This is a genomic window from Gilliamella sp. wkB178, from assembly GCF_001690705.1.
Classification (GTDB): Bacteria; Pseudomonadota; Gammaproteobacteria; order Enterobacterales; family Orbaceae; genus Gilliamella; species Gilliamella apicola_K.
On record NZ_LZGK01000011.1, the window covers coordinates 543,381 to 560,916 of the forward strand.

At 35.3% G+C, this 17,536-nt stretch carries 15 protein-coding genes; 10 read left to right on the plus strand and 5 right to left on the minus strand.

What is annotated here, in order from left to right:
* Positions 1-157 precede the first annotated feature (157 nt).
* Positions 158-1,549 carry a cysteine--tRNA ligase gene (gene cysS, locus A9G13_RS04045; protein ID WP_065556315.1) on the plus strand — a complete coding sequence of 464 codons (1,392 nt, stop codon included), beginning with the start codon at positions 158-160 and terminating at the stop codon, positions 1,547-1,549.
* Between the two features lie 64 nt (positions 1,550-1,613).
* Here cysS and trmJ read toward each other — a convergent pair whose 3' ends face one another.
* Positions 1,614-2,291 (minus strand): tRNA (cytosine(32)/uridine(32)-2'-O)-methyltransferase TrmJ, encoded by a 678-nt coding sequence (gene trmJ / locus A9G13_RS04050; RefSeq protein WP_442902792.1) that lies wholly within the window; start codon positions 2,289-2,291, stop codon positions 1,614-1,616.
* Between the two features lie 389 nt (positions 2,292-2,680).
* Between trmJ and raiA the strand changes: the two genes are divergently transcribed.
* From raiA to A9G13_RS04070, 4 genes are all read left to right on the plus strand, one after another.
* Complete coding sequence (gene raiA / locus A9G13_RS04055; protein WP_065556317.1) at positions 2,681-3,010, plus strand: ribosome-associated translation inhibitor RaiA; 330 nt, start codon at positions 2,681-2,683, stop codon at positions 3,008-3,010.
* A 104-nt stretch (positions 3,011-3,114) separates the two neighbouring features.
* A complete protein-coding gene (gene pheA / locus A9G13_RS04060) occupies positions 3,115-4,266 on the plus strand; it encodes a bifunctional chorismate mutase/prephenate dehydratase (RefSeq protein ID WP_065556318.1) in 1,152 nt (383 codons plus the stop codon).
* A 2-nt stretch (positions 4,267-4,268) separates the two neighbouring features.
* Positions 4,269-5,315 carry an A/G-specific adenine glycosylase gene (gene mutY / locus A9G13_RS04065; protein ID WP_065556319.1) on the plus strand — a complete coding sequence of 349 codons (1,047 nt, stop codon included), beginning with the start codon at positions 4,269-4,271 and terminating at the stop codon, positions 5,313-5,315.
* A 73-nt stretch (positions 5,316-5,388) separates the two neighbouring features.
* Positions 5,389-6,582, plus strand: coding sequence for an MFS transporter (locus A9G13_RS04070; RefSeq protein WP_065556320.1), 1,194 nt, complete (start codon positions 5,389-5,391; stop codon positions 6,580-6,582).
* Positions 6,583-6,644: 62 nt separating this feature from the next.
* Here A9G13_RS04070 and A9G13_RS04075 read toward each other — a convergent pair whose 3' ends face one another.
* Positions 6,645-7,829: an FAD-dependent monooxygenase gene (locus tag A9G13_RS04075; protein WP_065556321.1), complete on the minus strand. Its 1,185-nt coding sequence runs from the start codon at positions 7,827-7,829 to the stop codon at positions 6,645-6,647.
* Positions 7,830-7,839: 10 nt separating this feature from the next.
* Positions 7,840-8,016 (minus strand): Sec-independent protein translocase subunit TatA, encoded by a 177-nt coding sequence (gene tatA / locus A9G13_RS04080; RefSeq protein WP_065556322.1) that lies wholly within the window; start codon positions 8,014-8,016, stop codon positions 7,840-7,842.
* A 642-nt stretch (positions 8,017-8,658) separates the two neighbouring features.
* Here tatA and A9G13_RS04085 point away from each other — a divergent pair.
* Both A9G13_RS04085 and A9G13_RS04090 read left to right on the plus strand, forming a co-directional pair.
* Positions 8,659-9,348 (plus strand): LexA family transcriptional regulator, encoded by a 690-nt coding sequence (locus tag A9G13_RS04085; protein ID WP_065556323.1) that lies wholly within the window; start codon positions 8,659-8,661, stop codon positions 9,346-9,348.
* A 242-nt stretch (positions 9,349-9,590) separates the two neighbouring features.
* Positions 9,591-11,426 (plus strand): ABC transporter ATP-binding protein, encoded by a 1,836-nt coding sequence (locus tag A9G13_RS04090; RefSeq protein WP_065556324.1) that lies wholly within the window; start codon positions 9,591-9,593, stop codon positions 11,424-11,426.
* Between the two features lie 96 nt (positions 11,427-11,522).
* On the opposite strand, the gene dacB is transcribed toward A9G13_RS04090, so the two are convergent.
* Positions 11,523-12,959, minus strand: coding sequence for a serine-type D-Ala-D-Ala carboxypeptidase (gene dacB / locus A9G13_RS04095; RefSeq protein ID WP_065556325.1), 1,437 nt, complete (start codon positions 12,957-12,959; stop codon positions 11,523-11,525).
* Between the two features lie 176 nt (positions 12,960-13,135).
* Between dacB and A9G13_RS04100 the strand changes: the two genes are divergently transcribed.
* A complete protein-coding gene (locus A9G13_RS04100; RefSeq protein WP_065556326.1) occupies positions 13,136-14,155 on the plus strand; it encodes a TerC/Alx family metal homeostasis membrane protein in 1,020 nt (339 codons plus the stop codon).
* Between the two features lie 55 nt (positions 14,156-14,210).
* Here the strand turns inward: A9G13_RS04100 and cycA are convergent, their stop codons facing one another.
* A complete protein-coding gene (gene cycA / locus A9G13_RS04105; protein WP_065556327.1) occupies positions 14,211-15,584 on the minus strand; it encodes a D-serine/D-alanine/glycine transporter in 1,374 nt (457 codons plus the stop codon).
* A 200-nt stretch (positions 15,585-15,784) separates the two neighbouring features.
* Between cycA and mltA the strand changes: the two genes are divergently transcribed.
* Both mltA and dcd read left to right on the plus strand, forming a co-directional pair.
* Positions 15,785-16,873 carry a murein transglycosylase A gene (mltA, locus tag A9G13_RS04110; RefSeq protein WP_065556328.1) on the plus strand — a complete coding sequence of 363 codons (1,089 nt, stop codon included), beginning with the start codon at positions 15,785-15,787 and terminating at the stop codon, positions 16,871-16,873.
* 70 nt (positions 16,874-16,943) lie between these two features.
* A complete protein-coding gene (dcd, locus tag A9G13_RS04115) occupies positions 16,944-17,525 on the plus strand; it encodes a dCTP deaminase (RefSeq protein WP_065556329.1) in 582 nt (193 codons plus the stop codon).
* The last annotated feature ends 11 nt before the right edge of the window (positions 17,526-17,536 follow it).

Below are 17,536 nucleotides of genomic sequence, written 5' to 3' on the forward strand. Positions count from 1 at the left end.
AATCTATAAAATCGGTTTTAACACAGTCTATTACTAATCCATCGTTCTATATTATTATTGTCTGTAATTGCAAGTTGATTGAGTAAATACCCTTTTTTTGTTATATTGCCACCAATTTCATTTCTGTAAATATGTCAATTTATCATTAGGATATTTTATGCTTAAGATCTATAACACCCTCACTCGTGAAAAAGAACTATTTCAATCTATTACCCCCAATAAAGTTGGGATGTATGTGTGTGGAGTGACTATTTACGATCTTTGTCATATTGGCCATGCCCGTACTTTCGTCGCCTTTGACGTTATCACTCGCTATCTACGTTTTTTAGGTTATGAATTAACTTATGTCCGCAATATCACCGATGTTGATGACAAAATTATTAAACGTGCGCTTGAAAATGGTGAAACTTGTGATCAACTAACTGACCGCATGTTACAAGAAATGTATGCCGATTTTGACGCACTTAATATTAAACGACCTGATGCTGAACCGCGAGCTACTCGCCATATGCCACAAATTATTCAGTTAGTCGAAGAACTACTCAAAAAAGATCATGCGTATATTGCCGATAATGGTGATGTTATGTTTGCGGTAGATAGTGATCCCAATTATGGAATTTTATCGCGTCAAAATTTAGAACAGCTTCAAGCCGGTGCACGTGTAGATGTGGTTGACGTTAAACGTAACCCAATGGACTTTGTACTTTGGAAAATGTCCAAACCTAATGAACCTAGCTGGGATTCCCCTTGGGGTAAAGGTCGTCCCGGTTGGCACATTGAATGTTCGGCTATGAATAGCTACCAATTAGGTCATCATTTTGATATTCACGGCGGTGGTTCTGATTTGATGTTTCCTCATCATGAAAATGAAATCGCCCAATCAACCTGTGCGCATGACGGGCAATATGTCAACTATTGGATGCATTCTGGCATGGTAATGATTGACCAAGAAAAGATGTCTAAATCATTAAATAATTTTTTCACTATTCGTGATGTGTTAACACACTATGATGCCGAAACAGTCCGTTATTTTTTACTGTCTGGCCATTATCGTAGTCAATTAAATTACACTGAAGAGAATTTAAAACAAGCCCGAATAGCACTTGAACGTTTATATACTGCGTTACGTGATACCGATGCTAACCATCCGCACACCACGCCAGATAGTGATTATTATCGGCAATTCTGTAATGCCATGAATGATGACTTTAATACTCCGGAAGCATATTCAACCTTATTTGATTTAGCTAGAGAGATTAATAAAGCTAAAGCCGATAATGATATGTCATTAGCCAATGAATTAGCTGCAGAATTACGTTATTTAGCTTCAGTTCTTGGGCTGCTAGAGCAAGACCCTGTTAAATTTTTGCAAGGTGAAAACCAAGATGATGTTGATGCCAACTTAGTTGAAGCCTTGATTAAACAACGCAATGAAGCACGTGCTAATAAAAACTGGGGTCTCGCCGATGATGCCAGAGACAAATTAAATGCCATGAATATTCTTGTTGAAGATGGTGCCAATGGTACTACTTGGCGCAAAAAAAATTAATAAATTTCTATTAATAGACAATTATTAAAACACCCACATTTTTGTGGGTGTTGTTATTGAACAATTATCTTAGCTTCTTATCAATTGAAGTTAAAATCCCACGTAAAATATTCAATTCTTGTTGCTCAATATGTGCGCGCGTAAATAACCGCCGCAAACGCCCCATAATTTGCCCCGGGTGATTAGCATTAATGAAACCGGTATCTAATAAAGTCTGTTGTAAATGCTGATAAAAACGCTCAATATCAGCATTACTTGGAAAATCAATATCGGCTACTTCAATCGGTTGGCTGGTAAGATCTTGAGTATTTAACATCGACATGCGAATTTCATAACAAAGCACTTGCACCGACATAGCCAAATTTAAAGAACTATAATCAGGATTAGCTGGAATACTAACATGGTAATCACATTTTTGTAGTTCATCATTAGTTAAACCAACGCGTTCACGACCAAATACCAAAGCTACTTTGCTATTAACCGTTTGTTGTATGATTTTGTCAGCACACTCTTTAGGCGTTAAATTAGGCCATTGTAAACTACGAGAACGAGCACTGGTTCCTATCACAAGATTACAATCAGCAATCGCTTGGTTTAGTGATGAAAAGATCTGCGCATTTTTAATAATATCACTGGCTCCGGCCGCTAACGAAATTGATTGAGAGTCAGGCTTAATAATTGGATTAACCAAGCAAAGATTAGTTAATCCCATAGTTTTCATAGCTCTGGCGGCAGAACCCATATTGCCTGTATGAGATGTTTCAACTAAAACTATTTTAATATTATCTAAATAATGCACATTATCCTCATTCATAACGCTTAAAACTGCTAATTATAGTTAGTATATACTAAAACAAATTCAAGGTGCATTTAGATTAATTACTGCTGGCAAGCACAGTAACATTTAGACAATATTATTTATACTACTCGTAATTTATTGCTACTACTGTTTTAAAGCAGATAAATTAAATTTATCACAAATTAAGCAAACAATTTATTTTCTATTTAATTATATAATAATCAAATTGTTATAATTTTTTTATTGACGAAATACAAATAATTTGCCAATGTAGTCATTAGCAACATTAATCATGTTAGCAATATTGGTTAACAACTATAAGGAGGTCTACTATGACTTTAAGTATTACCAGTAAACAAATGGATATAACTCCAGCAATTCGCAGTTATCTAGAAGATAAATTTACTAAATTAGATAAATGGAGAGCACAGTTAATAAATCCTCACTTTATTTTATCCAAAGAACCCGATGGATTTATTATTGATGCAACGATTGCTACAAAAGGATCACCATTAGTTGCTTCTGCTAAGCATATAGATATGTACGCTGCAATTAATGATCTTATTGGTAAACTTGAAAAACAGCTTAATAAACTTCAACATAAAGGTGAATCCCGCCGTGCTTTTGACAGCATAAAAGGGACTGTACCTGAAGAAGAATAGTTGAGACCATCCCAATAAATTTAATTTAAAAAGGCACTTTAAGAGTGCCTTTATTTTTTTGCTTGCTATAATATTGTATCGCTTGTTAATAATATAAATCAAAAATGACTGCTAATCCTTTATTACCATTACGAGACCAAATTACCGAACTTGATAAATCCTTGTTAGCTATTTTAGCTAAACGCCGTGAACTTGCTACTGAGGTAATTCATACCAAAATTGCTGCTAACATTCCTGTTCGTGATACTGAACGTGAACGCTCACTAATAAAAACCTTAATTAATCAAGGTAAAGAATATCATCTTGATGAAATATTTATTAAACGCTTATATCAGATCATTATTGAAGATTCTGTGCTATTGCAACAAAAAATTCTGCAAGAAAAACTGAATCATGGAGCTATTGTTACTGCAAAAGTGGCTTTTCTTGGCCCAAAAGGGTCTTATTCGCACTCAGCCGCTCGTCGTTATGCTAGTACACACTTAGAAAAAATGATTGAATCCGGTTGTACCACATTTAAAGATATTTTCGAACAAGTTGAAAAAGGATTTGTCGACTATGGTATTTTACCGATTGAAAATTCGAGTTCTGGTTCTATAAACGAAGTCTACGATTTATTGCAAAAAACAAATTTACACATAATTGGTGAACTTTCACTACCTATTGATCACTGCATATTGGCAATACCAAATGCTCAGCTTGAACAAATTGATACTGTTTATAGTCACCCCCAACCTTTTCAACAATGTAGTCATTTTTTAGAAAATTTCCCTCATTGGAAGATTATTTATTGCGATAGCACTTCGTCAGCAATGGAAACAGTGGCTAAATTGAATAGCCCCAAAGTTGCAGCTATGGGTAATAAAGACGGTGGTGAACTATATGGTTTACAAGTACTTGAACATAATTTTGCTAATCAAAAAGAAAATATTACGCGCTTTATTGTGCTCGCCCGTAAACCTGTTGATGTTTCCGAGCAAATCCCGGCAAAAACCACTATTTTAATGAAAACCGGGCAGCAAGCAGGTGCGTTGGTGGATGCTTTATTAGTTCTGCGCGAACATAATATTGTCATGACTAAACTTGAGTCTCGCCCGATTCATGGTAACCCGTGGGAAGAGATGTTTTATATTGATTTACAAGGCAATATAAATTCTTATGAAATGCAAACTGCGTTAAAAGAATTATCAGCAATTACTTTGTTTTCAAAAGTGTTAGGTTGTTACCCAAGTGATTCAGTTGCGGCGGTAATATAATTATTGTGACAACACAACATTTTTCGCAAGCGGTACTGCAATGGTATGAGCAATATGGTAGAAAAACATTACCGTGGCAGATTGAAAAAAGTTCTTATCATGTTTGGTTATCGGAAGTCATGCTGCAGCAAACCCAAGTTGCTACAGTGATCCCCTACTTCAAACGTTTTATTGAACATTTCCCAACTATTGTTGATTTAGCTAAAGCGCCAATTGATAGTGTGCTGCACCTGTGGACCGGGCTGGGTTATTATGCGCGGGCACGTAATCTACATAAAGCCGCACAAATAATTAGTGAGCAATTTCATGGTCAGTTCCCCAACCAATTTGCTGATGTGCTGGCACTACCTGGTGTAGGCCGCTCAACCGCAGGGGCGATCTTATCGCTGGCACAAAATCAACATTATTCAATTTTAGATGGTAATGTAAAACGGGTGTTAACTCGTTATTTTTCTATTGAAGGCTGGCCGGGTAATAAAACGATTGAAAACAAACTATGGCAATTAAGCGAACAGGTGACACCACAGCAACAAGTTGCAAAATTTAATCAAGCAATGATGGATATTGGGGCGATGGTTTGTACTCGTAGCAAACCAAAATGTACGATCTGCCCTTTACATATTGACTGTATCGCATATCGAACAGCAAGTTGGCAACAATTCCCAACTAAAAAGCCCAAAAGTACTATGCCGGAAAAAACGGCTTACTTTTTACTGCTTGAACAAAATCAATGTGTTTGGCTTGAAAAAAGACCTGCGGTGGGCATTTGGGGAGGATTATATTGCTTACCCGAGTTCGCTAGTGAACAAGCATTATTTGAATGGTTAAATCAACATGGAATCAAAACAACTACTCCCAAGCAGTTAATCTCATTTCGCCATACTTTTAGTCATTTTCATTTGGATATTATCCCTATCCATTGTGAAATATTAAATTATAATAAATGTTTAGATGAATCCGTTGGTTGTTGGTATAACCTAACAACCCAAGATGCCAAAATTGGACTAGCAACACCTATTCATAAATTATTACAGCAAATAACTAAGTGATCTCATCATCCTGCAAATTTTGCCTTTTTAGGATATAATCTACCATCATTTTTACTCCCATTTACTTCTATTTATGCACAGCAAACAATCTCAAGGTTTATCGGCTTGGTTAGTGTTTTTAATGGCATTTGCTATTGGTGTAACTATTGCTAGCAATTACTATGCGCAACCACTATTACATTCCATTACTGCCGATTTACATATTGCTATTGAACATGCCGGCTCCATTATTATGGCCGCTCAATTTAGTTATGCTGTCGGGTTACTGTTTATTACTCCACTTGGGGATAAAGTTGAGCGTAAACAATTAATCCTTATTTTGATGATTTTAACCACTTGTGGACTTATAGTTAGTGCCTTATCACAAAATTTATGGATGTTAATTATTGGTACTGCAATAACAGGATTATTTTCCGCCGTTGCCCAAGTGCTAATTCCTTTTGCAGCTACACTAGCAAAACCAGAACACCGTGGCAAAATTGTGGGTACATTGATGAGTGGTATGTTATTGGGAATATTGCTAGGGCGATCATTTGCTGGTGCAATTTCATCAATTGCTGATTGGCACGATGTTTATTGGATCGCAACTGTCATCATGATCATCGTAACTCTCCTTCTTGGACTTTCTTTACCAAGTTATCGCAATAAAACCAATATTAACTATTGGCAATTAATGTTTTCAATTGGCTCCCTCTACCGACAGGAACGCACATTAAGAATTCGCTCGGTACTTGCAGTAATTTCGTTTGCCATATTTTCACTCTTATGGACACCTTTAGCCTTTTTATTAAGTGATCCTCCTTATCATTATTCTGATTTTATTATTGGCTTATTTGGTTTTGCCGGAGCAGCTGGGGCCTTGGGATCACCAATTGTTGGCAAATTATCCGACAAAGGCAAAGGCTTTATAGCTACCTCAATTGGCTTGGCTTTGCTGTTACTTTCATGGTTACCACTATCGTTAGCTCATTACTCAATAATTGCTTTAATCTTAGGTGTAATACTGCTAGATTTTGCCGTACAAGTCACCCATGTTTCTAATATGAATGCAATTTATCAAATCAGGCCAGAAGCGCGTAGCCGCATGAATACCGGGTACATGGTTAGTTATTTTATTGGCGGAATGTTAGGCTCAGTGACATCTACTTACTTATACAGCCATTATGGATGGTTTGCCATTATTGTTACCGGAATTATACTTGCTTTAATCGGCCTTATCACTTGGATATTTTATACTAAAACGTATACTTCTCAGGAAACATCTTGACAAAATAAATCTAACTTCTTTAAATAAGTAGCCTAACATAATGAATAAAAATTAAATAGCTGTTAAATATGCATTGCATATTTAATTAGCTGTTTTTTTAATGGTGAACAGTGATCAATGGCATTCATTCCAAATGTACGGAGCATTTTTTTCAATAAAAGATCGCCATTAAACATATCTTGGATTGTCCGCATTGTGGCTAACATAACTAAAGTATCTTTACGCCGAGCAAACTGATACGCTTGCAAATTTATTGGCAGGCCAATGTCTTTGTTACAATTAATTAAGTTTTTAATCGTTGCCACTAAAAGTGCTGAATCTTGAAAACCTAAATTAACCCCTTGCCCAGCTAGCGGATGAATAGTGTGAGCAGCATCCCCAATCAGAACTAACCGATGTTTTATAAACCGTTTTGCAAACCGCGCTTTAAGAGGAAACACCATGCGCGGATTAATTAACTGACAATGCCCCACTTTGTCACCGGTTAAAGCCATTAGCTCATTAGTAAATTCGGATTCCGGCAGAGCAGCTAAATTAGTTGCAATTGCAGGTTTAGTTGACCAAACTAGGCAGCTTTTATTAGCTTGCCAAAGCGGTAGAAAGGCTACAATCCCATTTGGGTAAAAAATCTGCTTAGCACATGATTGGTGCGGATACTCTGTGGTCACTGTTGTTATCAAGGCATGATGAATATAATCTCGAGCGATAACTGAGATATTTTGTTGTTGGCGTATCCATGAGTGCGCACCATCAGCTCCAATAACGAGCTTAACTTGTAAGATTGTATTATCAGCTAATGTTAAATAAGCATAATCATCATTAAATACACTATTAACAGCTTCACTGTTAAAAAAACTAATATTCGAACAAGTTAATGCGTATTGATAAAGATAATGTGAAATGACATGATTTTCGATGATATAACCTAAATTTTGATAACCAAAATCTTGAGCCTGAGCTGATAGCTGAGCTTGCCCGCCTTTTTCCCAAACTGCTATTTCAGAAAAATCTTGGACGCGTTGACTGGCACACAAATCATCCCAAATACCAATTTGAGCAAAATAATGTTGGCTTGAACCATTAATTGCTGAGGCACGTACCCCTATTTTATCAGAATCTAAATCTGCATATTGCTGAACTTTAGTATCAATAAGCACAACATTAAGATCACATTGACTAAGCGCACAAGCTGTAGCTAAGCCAACTAACCCTCCCCCTACAATGGCTACATCGAAACTAATACTCATAATAATATGCTTACTTTTTATCTAAACTATTATCATTTTTAGAGTCATTCTCATCATCATTCATTGCTTTTTTAAAGCCTTTTAATGCAGTGCCAAGATCTGAGCCTAAATTACGTAACTTTTTAGTTCCAAATAATAAGACAACTACGGCAAGGAAAACTAAAAGGTGTGGAATACTGAATGACATAGGCAAGTCCTCTTAAAATAGACATGATGATTGTATTGCTTATTGGATTTAAAAACAGTTTGCTATGGTTTTTATTATACTATGTTTATAAATGGATTTCATGATGAGTTCAAGAATAAAAAAAAGACCTGTATAAAAATATACAGGCCAACATGAAATATAAGGAATATAAGGAAAGAAAACAATGAAAAATCCTTACCCTGCTTATTATCCATTTTTTTTCGCTAAAGTCAACGTTTTTATTTGTTTTTTGTGATATTATACATATGATAAAAAAACCAAATAAATCAAGCGCAAATAAAATAAAACAGGAATACAACCTAAGTAAATATATAGCGCCACATTTGACATATATCAATTTTATTAATTTTAATTCATTTAAAGCATAACAAATAAGTTAAAAACAATAAAAAACGATAAGTTTAAGCAGAAAAAACATAAATAATCGCATTTTTAAAAATAAAAAAAGTATATTTTAAAATAAAAAATACCACGTAAAAATAATTAAACAACACAATAAAACAATATTAAAAAAGGAAATACACATTTTAACATCGTTTTTTCATCAAATAGATGTGTGTGAAAATTTTATAATATGAATTATAATAATAATATGGATGAATAAAGAAAAAAGAGTCAGCAATGAATACAATTAAAAATAAAAATGTAAAAACTTTCAAAGACAGACTACAAATTTCAATGCAAGGATTATCCGTTTCTGCCTTTGCAAAAAAGTGTGACATGTCGGAAACTGTTATCAGAGATTATTTATCTGGAAAAACCTACCCTTCACTTACCCGTTTAGAAGTTATTGCCGAAAAATGTAATGTTTCTTTCAACTGGCTTGCTACGGGGTATAAATTGGAAGTGTTAGATTCTGAAGATGATGAAGATGTCTATAATGAAAATATCTATCGCATTCCCGTTTATAAAAAACAACAACCGTCAAAAACTGAAGCACAAACGCAACGCTATATTCGTGAAACACCACCGGTCATGAATTACCCTATTGTAGAAGGTTGGGCTTCCCATCGAGGATTAGATATACACAAATTAATTATCTACTGGGCTAAAGGTGATTTAATGTTACCGGAAATTGAAAATAACAATGGCTTAATTATCAATACCGAAACTGCCGATATAATCGATGGTGCCATTTACCTAATTGAGTATGAAGATTTTACCTTATTAAGAAAAATTCGCTTAACCCTTGGTAGTTGGATATTAATATGTAATAACAATCAATATCCAACCATTGAAGTTCCTAAAGCGGATTTCAATAAATACCGGATTGTTGGTCGCGTGGTGCAAATAATTAAAGATATTTTTTAACCGATTAATAGCCATAAATTATCTTTCACGATATAATCACATCAATAAGGGGAAATTATACGCACTTTCCCCTCGTTTTTTCATTACTTCAGTAACAATAAGTATAAACTTAAGCGGCTATCATTATGGCTTTTATTTAATTTTTTAGTACTAGACTGTTCTAGTTTTTGGCTCTATCCCTTCATGTTAAATGTCATTGATATAATTATCAGTGAACAATCTTATTAATAATTAGGTTCGTTATGTATCGATTTTTTGAAAAAATGGTATCACCTTATCCTCAAGATGAACCACAACCTGCAGCTAAAAATATTTTTAGTTTCATTTTGCAAGCAACTAAAGGCACACGTATTTTTATATTATTACTGATCATTCTGAGTGCATTAGGTGGAGTTTTTGAAGCTTTTTTGTTTGCTGCACTTGGTAAAATTGTCGATTGGTTAGCCGTTGTTGAACCGGATAAGTTTTGGCAACAAGAAAAAGGTACACTAATGTTATTAGCATTAGTTATCATAGCAAGTACATTGATAGTTGGATTACAAACTATCATTAAACATCAGTGCTTAGCTGGTAATTTCCCAATGCGGATGCGTTGGAATTTACATAGATTAGTGCTTAATCAAAGCATGCAATTTTTCCAAGATGAATTCGCCGGAAGAATTTCAGCCAAAGTTATGCAAACGGCATTAGCCGTTAGGGACACCTGTTTTTTAATTGCTGATATTTTGATATTTGTTCTGATCTCATTTATCACTATGGCTACAATAATCGGCCAACTCGCACCTTGGTTATTACTGCCCTTCGTAGGTTGGTGTGTTATTTATGGTGTTGCCATGTATTATTTTATTCCCAGGCTCAGTAAGGTTGCCAGTATGCAAGCCGATGCTCGTTCAACTATGACGGGGCGAGTAACTGATGCTTATACTAATATTATGACCGTAAAATTATTTACCCATGCGGGAAATGAAGCTAAGTATGCCCAAGAATCAATGGACGATTTTTTAGTCACCGTAAATAAACAAATGCGCTTAGTGAGTAGTTTTGAAATAGTGAATCATTTATTAACTATTTCATTAATATTAAGTACCACTGGTGTAGCTTTATGGTTATGGACAAATCAATTAGTACAAATTGGAGCAATCGCTACCACCACAGCGGTGGCATTGCGTTTAAATGGGTTATCACATTGGATCATGTGGGAAATCGCTGGTTTATTTGAAAATATTGGCGTTGTTGAAGATGGGATTAATACCTTTTCCGCCACTAAAACAGTAGTCGATCATCCCCATGCTACTTCACTTAAAGTTAGCCAAGGCAAAGTGGAATTCAAACATGTTTACTTCAGTTATGAAGAAAAATCACATACTTCGGTGATTCAAGATTTTGACTTAACCATTAATCCTGGTGAAAAAATTGGCTTAGTGGGTCGTTCCGGAGCAGGTAAATCAACACTTATTAGTTTATTACTACGTTTTTATGATTTACAAAAAGGGCAGATTATTATTGACGATCAAGATATTACTACCGTTAGCCAAGAAAGTTTACGTGCTCAAATTGGCATGGTAACGCAAGATACCTCTTTATTACATCGTTCAGTACGCGAAAATTTACTCTATGGCAATAATTCTGCTAGCGAACAAGAAATGATAACAGCCGCCCAAAAAGCTCAAGCCGATCATTTTATTCAATCATTAGTCGATGCCAATGGTAGGAAAGGTTATGATGCTTATGTTGGTGAACGCGGTATTAAACTATCTGGGGGGCAACGGCAACGTATTGCTATTGCTCGTGTCATTCTGAAAAATGCCCCTATTTTACTTTTAGACGAAGCAACAAGTGCCCTTGATTCTGAAATTGAACAAGCAATCCAAGAGAGTTTATACACCTTAATGGAAGGTAAAACGGTTATTGCTATTGCTCACCGGTTATCAACCATTGCGGCAATGGATAGATTAATCGTACTCGATCAAGGTAAGATTATTGAACAAGGTAACCATCAGCAACTGCTGCAAAAAAATGGTTTATATGCACAACTTTGGAAGCACCAAAGTGGTGGCTTCTTAGGAGATACTATCTAACTAATGCTTTATGCTGTCAAAATATTTCAGGTCAGTTATATGTTTTACTATAAAAACACTTACCTGACCTGTAAATAAATTCTAATTAAGCAATTATTAATTAATGAAATTTTTATAAAATTCTGATTCAAATCGCATTATAGCACCATTTTTAGGTTCACCTTGACTATCAGCTTGATAACCCGATAATAACTGCACAAATGCAACATAACTACCATCCGCTTGCTGAATAAATCCGGCCAAATTATAACTGCCTTGTATATATCCAGTTTTTGCTCGAATAGCTTGTTTGAATGGTGGTTGACTAAAACTCTTACGATACTGCAGTGTACCATCGACACCAGCAATTGGCAGTTTTTCAATAATACCGAGTTGCGAATTATTCATCGCGATATACTGCAGCATTTCCATTAATTTATCTGCACTAACTAAATTGAGTCGGGATAATCCAGAGCCATCGGCTATCACCAAATTTTCAAGATTGATTGCTGCTTTTTTGCGTAAAATTTGCTTGACCGCATCCCCACCATTACGCCATGTTCCCTGAATATTAAAATAATGTGCTCCTAAGGTTCTAAAAATAGCATCAGCATACAAATTATTTGATTTTTTGAGCATCACGGTTAATAACTCGGAAAGAGGTGCTGATTGACTTGAAGCTAATAAGGTTAGCTTTGAATTTGTCTTTTGATTTTTTTCGATAAGCGCGCCACTATAAGTAATCTTTTGTTGTTTAAGTTCATTTTTTAAAATTGAAGAAAAATAGTCAATACCGTCAAGTACGGCAAATTTTAACGGTGTTTTTTCAGAACTTGCGGCGATACATCCAGATAAGTGGTAGCGATTTTTGTCAGCATAACTGACATCTAATTCACAATACTTATCATTTAAATCCTTACTATTACCAGCGATGGTTTTTACATTAGCAGTTACTATTACCGGATTACTAGATGATACCGAAACTGATGCGCTACTACCCACTTTTCCAGGTGTAATAGTGGCATAAAAACAATTATCATCAATAATGGCGGCCGATGGCGGGGCATTATAACAAGCTGTTAAGTTATTCCATGACCAACCTTCGGCTTTATCGTGACTGGTAAATATTGAAGTGTCTAACACAATATTTCCGGATATTTTTTCTATACCTTGTTGACGTAAAGAAGCGAGCATAGTCTTCAATCTATCTCTAGTAAAAGTGGGATCGCCACTTAACTGAATAATAAGATCACCATTTAACTGTTTGTTACTAATTGAGCCATTAGTTAATATCTGAGTTACAAAACGAAAATTACTACCTAATTCTAATTGTGCTGCTAGTGCAGTTATAACTTTTTGAGTACTAGCCGGCTGTTTAAATTGATCACTTTTATATTTAGCTAATATTTTAGGATTATTACCCACAGATTGTACTAAAATAGATAAATCACTACCTTTAGGTAAAGAAGCAATATAAGGTTCAACCGGTTGTGCTTGTAATAAGAAAGACATAAAAGGAAGAATAAATAACAAAAATATTCTAAAATTGGTCATAGATATTGGCTCAAAATGTTATAAAACTAATACAGTTAAATAGGGATCACAAATATATCTTTTTTTGATCTTGCTATCAATATATACTCAATCACTTTTATAAGTATGTTTTATTAATACAGATGGCAGAATTTACAAACTAAATTACTTCAATCGCAAACTTAGGTGTCATAAATATGGTTCAAAGCTCATTAGGGTTTCCAATAGAAACTGTATTAGTATTTATTGGATTATCCATAGTTGCAATCTTTATAGATTTATATGCCCACCATCAAGATAAGCCAATTACTCTGAGTAATGCTATTATGTGGTCCCTTTTTTGGATTGTTGTAGCTTTAGGTTTTGCACTTTATTTATATCTACACCATGGTAGTGAAGCAGCTAGTTTGTTTATTACCGGTTATGTACTTGAAAAAGCATTGTCTGTCGATAATCTTTTTGTAATTATGGCGCTGTTTTCATGGTTCGCAATCCCCAATAATTATCGTCATCGTATCCTTTATTGGGGAATAATTGGCGCAATTGTATTCCGCGCTATTTTTGTCCTTATTGGTACAGAATTATTATCTTTAGGGCCATGGATGGAATTAGTATTTTCAGTAATTGTGGCTTTTACCGGCATAATGATGTTAAAAAAACAAGATAATACCGAGATAAAAGATTATTCCAAACATATTGCCTATCGTATTGCAAAACGCATATTCCCAACCTACCCTAAAATAGTTGGCCATCATTTTCTATTAAGTCAAAAACAACTAGATGCTGAACTGGGTAAATCTGAAAATAGTGATTTAATCAATAAGATCCCAAAAAGTTTTTTATATGCCACTCCACTGTTTTTATGCACTATGGTAATTGAACTAAGTGATGTTATGTTTGCCTTTGATTCCGTTCCTGCAGTCATAGCGGTAAGCCGCGAACCTTTAATCGTTTATAGTGCCATGATTTTTGCTATTTTAGGCTTAAGAACGATGTATTTTGTATTAGAAGCTATGAAACAATATCTAGTACATTTAGGTAAGGCTGTTATCTGTTTATTGTTTTTTATAGCTATAAAATTAGCGCTCAATGCAAGTAATCACTTATTTGGTCATGGAATCGATATCAGCCCAATAATAAGCCTGTATATTGTATTAGGTATGCTAGCACTCGGTATTATTGCTAGTTTTATTTGGCCTGAAAAAAACGACAAGTAATAATGGTAGGCTAAATTGAACTATGGCAGGAATTAACCTGCCATAATTATTAAGTTTATTGACGTTTTAATGAACGGAAATAATAGCTTATTCCTAAAATAATAAACCAAATTGGTGTCGCGATTAAAGCTTGACGAGTATCAGTCTCGAAAGTAAGCAACACAATCACAAATACAAAAAATGCAAGGCATACAAAGCACATGCTCACACCACCAGGCATTTTAAATTGCGATTGCTGATGTAATTGACTTCTTTTACGACAATAAGCAATATAAGAAATAAGAATCATTGACCAAATAAACATAAATAAAATAGCTGATATCGTGGTTACTATGGTAAACGCTTCCATAACATTCGGCACCAAGTAAATTAACACCACACCACCAAATAAACAAGTACAGGAAAATAACAAGCCATTAGCTGGAACCGAACGCCGAGACAATTTACCAAAACGCTCAGGCGCATCTTGTTTTTTGGCTAAACCAAATAACATACGACTTGTCGAATAAATACCACTATTTGCCGATGATGCTGCCGAAGTAAGCACAACAAAGTTAATAATACTGGCTGCTGCTGGTAAACCAATCAAAGTAAATAATTCTACAAACGGACTTTTATTTGGAGAAATAGCACTCCATGGTGTTACACTCATAATAATAATTAAAGCAAATACGTAAAAGAAGATTATACGTACAGGCACGGAATTGATAGCTCGGGGTAAGTTCTTATTAGGATCTACCGTTTCGGCAGCTGTTGTTCCTACTAACTCAATACCCACAAAAGCAAAAATAGCTATCTGGAAGCCAGCAAAAAACCCCATCGAACCATTAGGGAAGAAGCCACCATACTCCCAAAGATTGGAAAATGAGGCAATAGTATTGGTTTGTTCAGAATGAAATGCGGTAATGATTAATACCAGACCAATGGCGATTAGAGCTAGAATCGCTATAATTTTAATCATTGAAAACCAAAATTCAGTCTCACCAAACATCCTAACTGTTAATAAATTCAATACTAACAAAACAGTAACGGTTAAGATCATAGGTATCCATGCTTGTAAATCTGGGAACCAGTGCTGGGCATAACCGGCAATGGCTACCACATCGGCGATACCCGTAATCACCCAACAAAACCAATACGTCCAACCAGTAAAAAAACCAGCCCAAGGTCCTAATAAATCATTAGCAAAATCACTAAAAGATTTATAGTTCAAATTTGATAATAGAATTTCCCCCATGGCCCGCATAACAAAAAACAGGATAAAACCGATAATCATATATACAAAGATAATAGATGGTCCCGCCAGACTAATTGTCTTCCCGGAACCCATAAATAATCCAGTACCAATTGCACCACTAATGGCAATTAGTTGAATATGGCGGTTGGAGAGGTTGCGCTTAAGATCATGGTTTGAAGATTTATTACCCATCGCTATTATTACCTTTCTTTTTTCATACTTATTAGGTTTTATTGTGGAAATATAAGACTATAAAGATTAAAACCTCAAATCGCAAGCTGAATCGTTATGAAAACTTTTTATGACAATATAGTAATTATTGGTAGTTTCTTATAATAGAATTGTGTAGCATAACCATCTATGCTTTTAACTTATTATAATTAATTATCAAGATGAAAGAAAACAACACTTATAAACGTCTTTATATTTCATGTATTTTACTGGTATTATTAGTATTAACTGGCTGCCAAAGTAATTCAAATAAACAAGTTAAACTTGGGCAACAATATAAAGATGGTAAACTTACATTACCACTCAATGTCCGTCATCCTCAACTAGGTATTCCCGTAAATATTTCCGATTATATAATCCAAATTAGCAAAATAAAATCAACATCACCTGCTTTATACCGTAAAAACGAACATATTTATAACGCTATTGATGCATGGATAAACCGTTCTTTAGGTGCTGATGAATTTAATAAAGTTGGTCTAAACAGCTATGAAATGGCAGGGCAAGATGGCTTTGGTAATGTCCATTTAACGGGTTACTATACTCCAGTAATCAAAGCCAGACACACTCCAACTGCTGAATTTAAATACCCAATTTATAAAATGCCCGCGGCTACTAAAGGCCGCTTACCCAATCGCGAACAGATTTATAATGGAGCCCTTGCAGGTAAAGGATTAGAACTCGCTTATAGTAACTCATTAATGGATAATTTCATTATGGAAGTACAAGGCAGTGCTTATATCGATTTTGAAGATGGCTCACCATTAGTATTTTTCTGTTATGGTGGCAAAAATGGGCATGGCTATTCCAGCATTGGGCGATTACTTGTTGAACAAGGCGAAATAGAAAAGGAAAACATGTCCATACAAGCAATAAAAGATTGGGCCAAGAATAAAAGCGAAAAACAACTCAAAGCATTGTTTATTCAAAATCGTTCTTTCGTATTTTTCAAACCACAATATAATGCCGAAGTAAAAGGCGCCGCAGCAGTTCCTTTAATTGCCAATGCTGCCGTTGCATCTGATAAGTCATTAATTCCATTAGGCTCGGTAGTCTTAGTTGATGTACCATTGCTTGATAATGATGGGCAATATAGAGGCCGACGAGAAACTCGTTTAATGGTTGCACTCGATGTTGGTGGCGCAATTAAAGGGCAACATTTTGATCTTTATCTAGGGATCGGTGACAAACCAGGTAAACTAGCAGGTTATTACAACCATTATGGACGCGCTTGGGTAATAAAACCTTAAATGAACCTCATCGACGCCACTTAAGTAACCTGATAAAATGGTAGCAATGTATAAGTTTTAAGGATATTTCATGAGATTGTGCGACCGAGACATTGAAGCATATTTACACAGCGGTAAACTGAAAATAGTACCACAACCAGCGCCAAATTGTATTAATGGAGCAACTGTTGACGTTCGGCTAGGTAATCAATTTAGAACATTTCGAGAACATACCACTCCTTACATCGACTTAAGTGGTCCTAAACAAGAAGTGTCAGCTGCGTTAGAACGAGTTATGAGTGAAGAAATGATACTGCCTGAAGGTGAGGCTTTTTATCTCCACCCGGGTGAACTAGCACTTGCGGTAACATTAGAATCTGTCACTATCCCTGATGATTTAGTTGGTTGGTTAGATGGTCGTTCATCTTTAGCTCGACTTGGTTTAATGGTGCATGTAACCGCGCATCGTATTGATCCTGGTTGGCAAGGTCAAATTGTTTTAGAATTTTATAATTCAGGCAAAATTCCGTTAGCCCTCCGTCCGGGCATGACAATTGGAGCACTTAGTTTTGAAACCTTAACCGGTCGGGCTCAAAGGCCTTATAATCGTAGACAAGATGCAAAATATAAAGATCAGCAAGGTGCTGTTGCTAGTCGTATTGATAAAGACTAATACCATTCATT

Excerpts from the sequence above, each read along its gene's own strand:
- cysS (WP_065556315.1), top strand. The coding sequence starts at position 158 with ATGCTTAAGATCTATAACACCCTCACTCGTGAAAAAGAACTATTTCAA.
- trmJ (WP_442902792.1), bottom strand. The coding sequence starts at position 2,291 with ATGGGTTCTGCCGCCAGAGCTATGAAAACTATGGGATTAACTAATCTT.
- raiA (WP_065556317.1), top strand. The coding sequence starts at position 2,681 with ATGACTTTAAGTATTACCAGTAAACAAATGGATATAACTCCAGCAATT.
- pheA (WP_065556318.1), top strand. The coding sequence starts at position 3,115 with ATGACTGCTAATCCTTTATTACCATTACGAGACCAAATTACCGAACTT.
- A9G13_RS04070 (WP_065556320.1), top strand. The coding sequence starts at position 5,389 with ATGCACAGCAAACAATCTCAAGGTTTATCGGCTTGGTTAGTGTTTTTA.
- A9G13_RS04075 (WP_065556321.1), bottom strand. The coding sequence starts at position 7,829 with ATGAGTATTAGTTTCGATGTAGCCATTGTAGGGGGAGGGTTAGTTGGC.
- tatA (WP_065556322.1), bottom strand. The coding sequence starts at position 8,016 with ATGTCATTCAGTATTCCACACCTTTTAGTTTTCCTTGCCGTAGTTGTC.
- A9G13_RS04085 (WP_065556323.1), top strand. The coding sequence starts at position 8,659 with ATGAATACAATTAAAAATAAAAATGTAAAAACTTTCAAAGACAGACTA.
- A9G13_RS04090 (WP_065556324.1), top strand. The coding sequence starts at position 9,591 with ATGTATCGATTTTTTGAAAAAATGGTATCACCTTATCCTCAAGATGAA.
- dacB (WP_065556325.1), bottom strand. The coding sequence starts at position 12,959 with ATGACCAATTTTAGAATATTTTTGTTATTTATTCTTCCTTTTATGTCT.
- A9G13_RS04100 (WP_065556326.1), top strand. The coding sequence starts at position 13,136 with ATGGTTCAAAGCTCATTAGGGTTTCCAATAGAAACTGTATTAGTATTT.
- cycA (WP_065556327.1), bottom strand. The coding sequence starts at position 15,584 with ATGGGTAATAAATCTTCAAACCATGATCTTAAGCGCAACCTCTCCAAC.
- mltA (WP_065556328.1), top strand. The coding sequence starts at position 15,785 with ATGAAAGAAAACAACACTTATAAACGTCTTTATATTTCATGTATTTTA.
- dcd (WP_065556329.1), top strand. The coding sequence starts at position 16,944 with ATGAGATTGTGCGACCGAGACATTGAAGCATATTTACACAGCGGTAAA.